The organism is Clostridium sp., from assembly GCF_032576335.1.
Taxonomy (GTDB): domain Bacteria; phylum Bacillota; class Clostridia; order Oscillospirales; family Acutalibacteraceae; genus Faecalispora.
The window spans coordinates 44,136-51,810 of record NZ_JAWFXC010000012.1 but is presented as its reverse complement, the minus strand read 5'-3'; the positions used below and the strand labels follow the sequence as shown (position 1 = coordinate 51,810).

Annotated in this window: 8 protein-coding genes; 3 read left to right on the top strand and 5 right to left on the bottom strand. The window is 46.4% G+C overall.

Going from position 1 to position 7,675, the window contains the following annotated elements:
- Window positions 1-628: 628 nt before the first annotated feature.
- From E7L17_RS12405 to E7L17_RS12395, 3 genes are all read left to right on the top strand, one after another.
- A complete protein-coding gene (locus E7L17_RS12405) occupies window positions 629-1,645 on the top strand; it encodes a zinc ribbon domain-containing protein (RefSeq protein ID WP_316323458.1) in 1,017 nt (338 codons plus the stop codon).
- 23 nt (window positions 1,646-1,668) lie between these two features.
- A complete protein-coding gene (locus E7L17_RS12400) occupies window positions 1,669-2,718 on the top strand; it encodes a zinc-ribbon domain-containing protein (protein WP_316323457.1) in 1,050 nt (349 codons plus the stop codon).
- A gap of 183 nt (window positions 2,719-2,901) precedes the next feature.
- On the top strand, window positions 2,902-3,219 hold the full coding sequence (locus tag E7L17_RS12395; protein ID WP_316323456.1) for a DUF3784 domain-containing protein: 318 nt from the start codon (window positions 2,902-2,904) through the stop codon (window positions 3,217-3,219).
- Window positions 3,220-3,488: 269 nt separating this feature from the next.
- Here the strand turns inward: E7L17_RS12395 and E7L17_RS12390 are convergent, their stop codons facing one another.
- From E7L17_RS12390 to E7L17_RS12370, 5 genes are all read right to left on the bottom strand, one after another.
- Window positions 3,489-4,355, bottom strand: coding sequence for a DUF1016 N-terminal domain-containing protein (locus E7L17_RS12390; protein ID WP_316323455.1), 867 nt, complete (start codon window positions 4,353-4,355; stop codon window positions 3,489-3,491).
- An 83-nt stretch (window positions 4,356-4,438) separates the two neighbouring features.
- The gene (locus E7L17_RS12385; protein ID WP_316323454.1) at window positions 4,439-4,810 is read right to left on the bottom strand and encodes a hypothetical protein; all 372 of its coding nucleotides are present in this window, start codon (window positions 4,808-4,810) and stop codon (window positions 4,439-4,441) included.
- Between the two features lie 14 nt (window positions 4,811-4,824).
- On the bottom strand, window positions 4,825-5,106 hold the full coding sequence (locus E7L17_RS12380; protein WP_316323453.1) for a DUF4314 domain-containing protein: 282 nt from the start codon (window positions 5,104-5,106) through the stop codon (window positions 4,825-4,827).
- A gap of 80 nt (window positions 5,107-5,186) precedes the next feature.
- Window positions 5,187-6,806: a recombinase family protein gene (locus E7L17_RS12375; protein WP_316323452.1), complete on the bottom strand. Its 1,620-nt coding sequence runs from the start codon at window positions 6,804-6,806 to the stop codon at window positions 5,187-5,189.
- Window positions 6,788-7,675, bottom strand: a complete 888-nt coding sequence (locus E7L17_RS12370; RefSeq protein WP_316323451.1) for a recombinase family protein — start codon at window positions 7,673-7,675, stop codon at window positions 6,788-6,790. Before E7L17_RS12370 ends, E7L17_RS12375 begins: the two co-directional genes overlap by 19 nt.

The following is a 7,675-nucleotide window of genomic DNA, read 5'->3' as shown; positions in this document are numbered from 1 at the left end:
CACTTGTAAACAGAAGAGGGAGCGCAAAATGGATCATTTTCTGTTCTGGTTGTGAGATGCACTGATAGAATGAGCGCTTGTTGTGGAATTGGCCCTGAAAGAGGAGGGCCTATCCGTGACGAGCGCTTTTTTGTTGCCTTACAGACAAGGCAACGCGGAGCTGGGGTTAAACGGCAGTTCACATTTGCGGTAGTGATGAGCCGCGGAGGATTGTGGGTTATTTTTTATGTTGAATCACATCAGCAAGATTTTTACTCACTTGTGGGAATGGCACAATCACGAACGAACCCCCTGAGCACTTTGACTCTTTGGAGGAATAAATAGAATCCCCCAGCTTCGCCGCGCTATTGTCTGTAAGAGTACAACGCCGCACACATCGCCTGTGCGGCTCACGCCGTTCCTTGATTGGAACGGCGTTCTTTTTTGTCCGAAAGCAATACAGAATTCATTGCAAATAAACGCAATGAATCATTTTATCTTCTTTGTTCGACGAAGTTACTGAAAAAATATCTAAAAATTACAAAAGCTTAGTTGGAAAAATAAACCAAATATGCTAATATTAAAATACCTTTACAAATAACGAATACCTATTTTATACATATATTCATACATGCTGGAGGAGATAACATTGTTTTGCATTAATTGCGGTACTAAGATTGCAGATGACAGTAAATTTTGTTACCATTGTGGTCAAAAAATAGCACTTAGTGAAGAGGACAAACAGCAAAATTCAAATGAAACACAGCAAAAGCCCACCACAGAACAAGAACAAAGGGGAACAGATGCACCAAAGGCTCCCGTCTCAAATTCAAATGAAGTAAATCGTTCCACACAAAGCAATACAAGCTCAGTCAATGACTCCGTAGCTTCTACGAATAATTCAGAAGCGAATAAGAAGGCTGCTATGCATTTCGTTTTGGGTGTATTGGTTATTATTTTGGTTTGTATCCTATTTGTAATAATGGGAGTGAACTCAGAGCCAGCGTATTCTTCAAACTACAAGTTCACAAGCAATGGCTCTAACGTGAGTAATTTAACGCCAGAACAAAAGAAAATACGTAATGCGATAACAGAAGATATTCTATACAATGTTGAAATCACGATAAAGGATGATTGCAAGCTGCCTGATACTACTCTAATAAAACATGATAAATCAAGCTGGAATATCGAAAATTCTCTTTTCACTTTTGGCGGAACCGTTACAAGCCAAAATAAAGAGGGATTAGAGGAAACAGAACCATTTACCCTAAAATTATTTATAAGTGAGAAGAAATTATTCAGGGTTTATGTAAAGTTGGGAAGTAAGGAGTTCTATAATATTCAAAACCAATACAGTACGATGGGAGTAATCAAAAATCCGGATACGGAGGATATGGATCTAACAAAAAATATGGAAGGCAAGCTATTAACGATTCATGACAAAGATTATGAAAAGGCAACACTCGAAGAATTTCAGAAAATTAAAATTGGAATGACTTACGCAGAGGTATGCGATATCATTGGCTCTTTGGGCACGCTTTCTGGGCAGACAGGTGGAAGTGTAAATATTTACACTTGGGTAGGGAATGGGGAGAAGGACTCTCAAGCGATAATTACGTTTACAGGTCAAAAAGTGTTTTTAACAACACAGGTTGGATTAAAATAAAAAGAGTATTTGGAGGAGAACGCGTGTACTGTAAATATTGCGGCGTAAAATTACCCGAAAACAGTAAGTTCTGCATCAGTTGTGGAAAAAAGGTAAATGATGGTGTGGCACCAGTAGATTATTATGCTCAACCCATAGCAGCTCCGGAAGCTCCCCCAGTTTCCGAAGATTTCGAAGTTTCTGAAGTTTATGAAGCTCCTGAAGTATATGAAGCTCCCGTCCCCCCAGAACCAGAACCAGAACCGAAAGAGGAATCAGAAAGCAATGGCTGCGCTTGGCTGTTTATATCATTTTGTGTCTTTATTATAATAATTATTATAGTATCTGCGTTAAGTGGTGGTGATGGCGACTTAGATGCTGCCCAACAAACAGCGTCAGCCACAGTTAGTGCAACAGCAGAGGTGCAGAAAGAGGCTCCTGCGCCGGAGGTCCCTCTCACACCAAGAGAACAGGAAATAAGAGCTGCATTTGAAGATAATGCATTATATTGTATTGAAATAACCATAAAGAAGCAACTGAAAAATCCGGTCACGGCTCATTTTACACACGATAAAACAAGCTGGAAAGTACATAACGCAATTTTCACAGGGAGTGGTACTGTTACATACAAAAATGCAAAATCAAATACTGTAACAGAGCCTTTTACCGTAACTGTAATAATGACGACTAAGAGTTTTTTCTCGCTCTATGTAAAATTAGGAGATACCATTTCAGTGAACAATGTAAAAGCTGTAAATAGCCTTGGTTTGGCCACAAAATCTGGCTCATCTATTTTTGGAGTGGGACAGTCGAACTATATATTTGATAAAGATGATGGCGATTTAATCGCTGTTTATGACAAAGACTCAGAGAAAATTACCTTAGACGAATACAGCCGTATTAAAAGTGGAATGGGTTATGATGAAGTCACCGAAATCGTTGGCTCGTATGGCACAGAAATGGCACGTTCTGAAATAGCAGGGTATCAATCGTTTATTGTATCTTGGGATGGAATAGGAAGTTTGGGAGCCAATGCGAATGTTACGTTCAGCAATGGCAAGGTTTACGCAAAGGCTCAATTGGGGTTACAATAAATGAAAAGCCGCTCTCTTTTGCACATGCAGAAGAGAGCGGCTTTCTCACCCGAAAGCGGGCTCAATATATCGTTTTATTCGGCTCTGGCGCGGGCTGTTTTTGCGTGAACTTATTTGGTTGCTTTACCCATAGCGAGAATAATATGTTATAATTAGAATGAAAATAATAAAGAGGGTGTATCTATGGATTTATTTGCATTCATCATTATGTTGTTGGTTGGTTTTCTATTTTTATTCCTTGGCTGGAAGATTTGGAGAAAAGAGCAAATCACACTCATTCATGACTATCATTATACGAATGTTACCGAAGAAAACAAGAGTGCGTATACCCAAAACATTGGTAAAGCTCTAACTTTAATGGGGATAGGAATCTTACTTACAGGTGTAATAAATCTTGTAACAAGCACAGCATATGGTTGGGCAGTATTTGCGGTTTGTTTTGTGGGCGGGCTCATTCATATGGTGATAACGCAGAAAAAGTATAATCACGGGATTTTTTAAATAAGAAGATTTTAATTTAAGTCCTCATTTAATCCTCTTAAAATGAATAAGAGGTAAAACGTCATCAATTATAGAATAAAGAAAAACCGCATGAACACTGAAAATCAGTGTTCATGCGGTTTTAAAGCTGTGGACACCGTGGAAAAAAGATTTCTTATCTTTCTCCAAAGAGAGCGCCAAATTCTCAAAATAAATCAGATTCTCCGCAGGCAATGACCAATTTTATGATGCCATAAATCCTCAGACTCTTCATGGCCGTGTTCAAATAATTATGCGGCTGTTTTCGGTCGATGTACTTGCCATTGATAATTCCTGCCCTGTTTTCTGATAAAAGGCGGCGGGAGCTTCTTCGGTTGAACCATATCGGGCGGCGGCTTTAAATGGATGATTTGTTTCTGCGCCAATGGTTTTGGCGAAGCGGAGCGCTCCAGAAACGGGTAAGCCTGCCAGCATGAAATGGACTGTTTTCGCATATTTTTCATTCTTTTGCCGGTTGGAATTATTGTGAGAATTTCACTGTAGCCACTGCCAGTGCCTCGGAGCAGAGTATCCCCTTGGCGGGGAGGCTCACACGCTGTCACAAATGGCTCACACGCCGTTTCAACTGATGTGGTGGTGTCCACGGCTTCATCGGGGCAGCTATCGCTTACAGGGGCGAAGCTGGGTTCCATGCCCTCAGCGCAATTTTCCGTATGGAGGGCATCGGCAAAGGCATGCTCCTGAATGGCTTTCATGAGCGCCAGTTTGGAAAGATTCCGTTCTGCCGCAAGGTCAAGATAAAACGAACGCTGCGCATCGGTTTCACAGCACTCCAGTATCACGGCGTTCTGTGTCCAGCCAAGGGACTGTGCCCTGCTCATAAGAGCCGGGTTGTTTTCATAAGTACGGTAAAAGTCACGCATCCTGCGGAGATTGCGAAGGGAGAAGCCTTTCAGCGATGGAAACCGGTCGGCGAGCATCTCAGCCAAATGCGGGATAAACGCTTTTTCACCCTGAAGGCAGATACATTGGCCGATCCGTGTATAAAGCTCCAGCAATGCCCGATTGCAGGGCTTCTCGTCTTTTTCATAACATTCAGCTACTGCAGAGGTAATCTGCTCCAGATACAGGGCACTGTTCTTTTTCAATGCTTTCATAGACTTCTCCTTTCCGGCTCCGTGGGAGCCTGTTTTTTATGTACCCGGCAGAGCAAGCTCCGCCGATGAAATGTTTGGAATTGTTAGTAGCTTTGTTTCATTTCAAGGCCGCCGTCCTGTTGTGTAGTTGCTTCATCCATATGAACGCCCAGCCGGTTGGGAAGATAATCACTCAGCCAAGTGCCGCCGAAAGCACTGTGTGACTGCAAACGCCATATGGCGAGCTTTCCCATATGCAAATCCACATTTTCCATAGAAAACAGCAGATTGGTGCAGCCGTCATGCTCAAAAGCGAAAACCTCCTTGAAGGTATCGCCGTTTTGCAGGATACCTTCCTGTGTCAGCAGCTCGTTGATGCCGTTTACCCATTCTGAAAGCTCCCCGCCGCAGCCTTGAAGAATCAATCCTTCACGGTCTGTCATGGTGCGAAGCTCATCTGTCGTAATCCGTTTCACGGTGCATCCTCCTTTCATTCCATCCTCATGCCGAACTGCTGAGTGGGGCCTTCCTCCGGCTCAGACGGTGCCGAGTGCGAGAGCACCGAGAAGCTGTCCTCGCCGGGAACGACACCGAGGGTGCGCCCATTGTCAAAGGTGCAGTGAAGTGTGCCGATATCGTCCACGAAATTTACCGTACCTTCCGTTCCCGGCGCAATGGGCGCGTAGGGATCGTCCATACTGTTGATGCGGATACGGGTTCCGCTGGGATACCGCTCCTTCATCCGCTGTGCTTTTTGGTAATCGAAAAACATTCTAATTCCTCCTGATAAAAATTTATATTGTATAGAAAATCAGGTGCAGGATATTTCCCTGCACCTGATTGCTGCTGCCATCAAATAATCTGCTCAATCTCTGTTCCATCCTTGAAACGGATGAGCAGTTTTTCTTCGCTGAGTACCGTGATGGCGCTGATCAGCTGCCGCACCGTGACCTCGTCAAAGGAGGCGATGCCGGTGTCCATCGATTCCAGCTCGGCGGCAAGCTGTTCCACGCGCTCGTCCGCCTGTTCGGTATCCTGCTTATTTTTCTCCAGCTCGCTCCGTTTTGCCACCAGTGCGGAGAATTCCATGCTGACTTTTTTTAGTTCCTCATCGTATTGGGTGGAATCCGCTCCCACAGCGGCGGCAAGCTGAAGGAGCCGGTACTGCTGTTCCCGCAGTTGAGACAGCCTGCTGTCGATGGCTGCGAGGCTGGTTTCCCCATTTTCCGGCAAAAGAGCTGTCCGGATGCTGTCCTGTAAAATTGCTTTCATGCTTTTTAGGCTGAACATTTCGTTCATGGCACTGACCACCGCAGTGTGAATCCGGCTTTCCTCCAGCGTGGGGGCGTCCTTGCAGAACTTCTTACCATTCTCCAGACGGTTGATGCACCGCCAGACAATTTTTTTACCCTCCGGTCTGGTCCATGTCACTCTGCGGTAGGGACTGCCGCAATTTCCGCAGGATAACAGCTCGGTCAGCACATATTTGCCGCTGTATTTGGCAAGCTCGGTTTTGGCGGCGGTACTGACTTTTTTCAGGCTGGATCGCCGTGCCATTTCCTCCTGCACCCGCTGAAAGGTCAGCCGGTCGATGATGGCGGGATGGCTGTTCTCCACGTAGTATTGGGGAAGCTCACCGGTGTTCTTCTTAGTCTGGCGAGTAAAAAGGTCTGCGATGTAGGTTTTCTGGAGCAGAGCGTCCCCCATGTATTTTTCGTTTTGAAGCATCCCCCGTATCACGCCGTCATTCCACTTTTTATGCCCCCGCGCCGTTTTGATGCCGTCCGCCTCAAGGTCTGCGATGATTTTGGCTACGCTGTGCCCAATCAGATACCGTGAAAAAATCCTGCGGACGATTTCCGCTTCCTCCGGGTCGATTTCAGGCAGATCGTTCTCGCCCCGGCGATAGCCTAAAAATCCGGCATAGTGAAAGTAAACCTTGCCGTCCTTGAAATTTTTGCGGTGTCCCCAGCGGATGTTGCCGCTCATGGACTCGCTCTCGGCCTGTGCCTGGCTCATCATAAAGGTGAGAATCATTTCATTGTCCATGTAGAGGGTGTTGACATTTTCCTTTTCAAAGAAGACGCCCACGCCCATCCGCTTGAGCCTGCGGACATAATCCAGACCGTCCAGCGTATTCCGGCAGAACCGGGATACCGATTTGGTGATAATCAAATCCACCTTGCCCTTTTCACAGGCCTTGATCATCCGCAGGAAATCCTTGCGCTTTTTGGTGGAGGTTGCGGTTTTGCCCTCGTCCGCAAACATATCCACCATGGTCCACTCCTGCTGGGCGGCGATTTTTTCGGTGTAATATTCAATCTGCGCCTGATAGCTGTCGAGCTGTTCCTCGGAGCTGGTGGAAACGCGGCAGTAAGGCGCTACCCGCAGGCGCTGCTTGCGGATATCCTTTTGGTTGTGCTTGGGATCAGCGGGAATCACCGTGACTTTTCTCACTGCGCTTTCGGGCACTTTGCATCCTCCTTTCCATCTGCTTCAAGGGTTTTTCCGTTGATGAGTCGCAAGCGGAGACTGCCGTGGGCGGTAAATTGGATTTCCTGCACTGCGATTGTGAAAAGCTCTCTGAGAAGTTCCGCATTGATGGATTGTGTAAGGATTTTTTCCTTCAGTCTCTGCATCTGATAATAAGGCATAGAATCAGGCAGTCCGCTGTATTGCTCGGCGGCACAGGCCAGTATCAGCATTTTGGTGTACTCCGGTCCCGGCTCCGCTTTGTTCAGCTCCCGGATGACCTCGTTCTGGATGCGTACCGCCTCCAGCGTCGGCTCATTTGTATTTTGCGGCAGGGACCATTCTAAGAGGTTCGGGGTCTGCGCCAGCACATCCAGCCTTTCGGATAGGGCTGTGCGGATGTCCTCGTCCTCTATGTAACGGCGGTTGGTACAGCCCTCCTTTTCGCAGTACCAGCGGGGCTTTCCCCCAGCTCTGGTATCGCGGATCATCCTGCCACCGCACACGCCGCAGACCGCCTTTTCACGGATGGGCTTGATGTAGTCCGGGCAGGGTGTATAGGTATTCTTTTCTCCCCTGACAAGCTGGGCGCGCAGAAAGGCTTCCGGCTCAAGGATGGGGGGATATTCCTTTTCCCCAAGATAGCGTTCGTTTTCAAGGATGCGTTTAACCATGTGCTTGTTCCATTCAGTCGTGTGGCTGTGGTAACGAAGCCCCCGGCGCATCATTTCAGCGACAATTTTGCTGTAGGCCATGCCGTCCGCATAAAGCCTGAAAATCTCTTTGACCGCCGCCGATTCTGTGGGGCTGCATTGTATCTCTCCCTTTTTCATGGTGTACCCGAAGGGGATTTTTCTCTGCCATGCCAT

Excerpts from the sequence above, each read along its gene's own strand:
- E7L17_RS12395 (WP_316323456.1), top strand. The coding sequence starts at position 2,902 with ATGGATTTATTTGCATTCATCATTATGTTGTTGGTTGGTTTTCTATTT.
- E7L17_RS12390 (WP_316323455.1), bottom strand. The coding sequence starts at position 4,355 with ATGAAAGCATTGAAAAAGAACAGTGCCCTGTATCTGGAGCAGATTACC.
- E7L17_RS12380 (WP_316323453.1), bottom strand. The coding sequence starts at position 5,106 with ATGTTTTTCGATTACCAAAAAGCACAGCGGATGAAGGAGCGGTATCCC.
- E7L17_RS12370 (WP_316323451.1), bottom strand. The coding sequence starts at position 7,675 with ATGGCATGGCAGAGAAAAATCCCCTTCGGGTACACCATGAAAAAGGGA.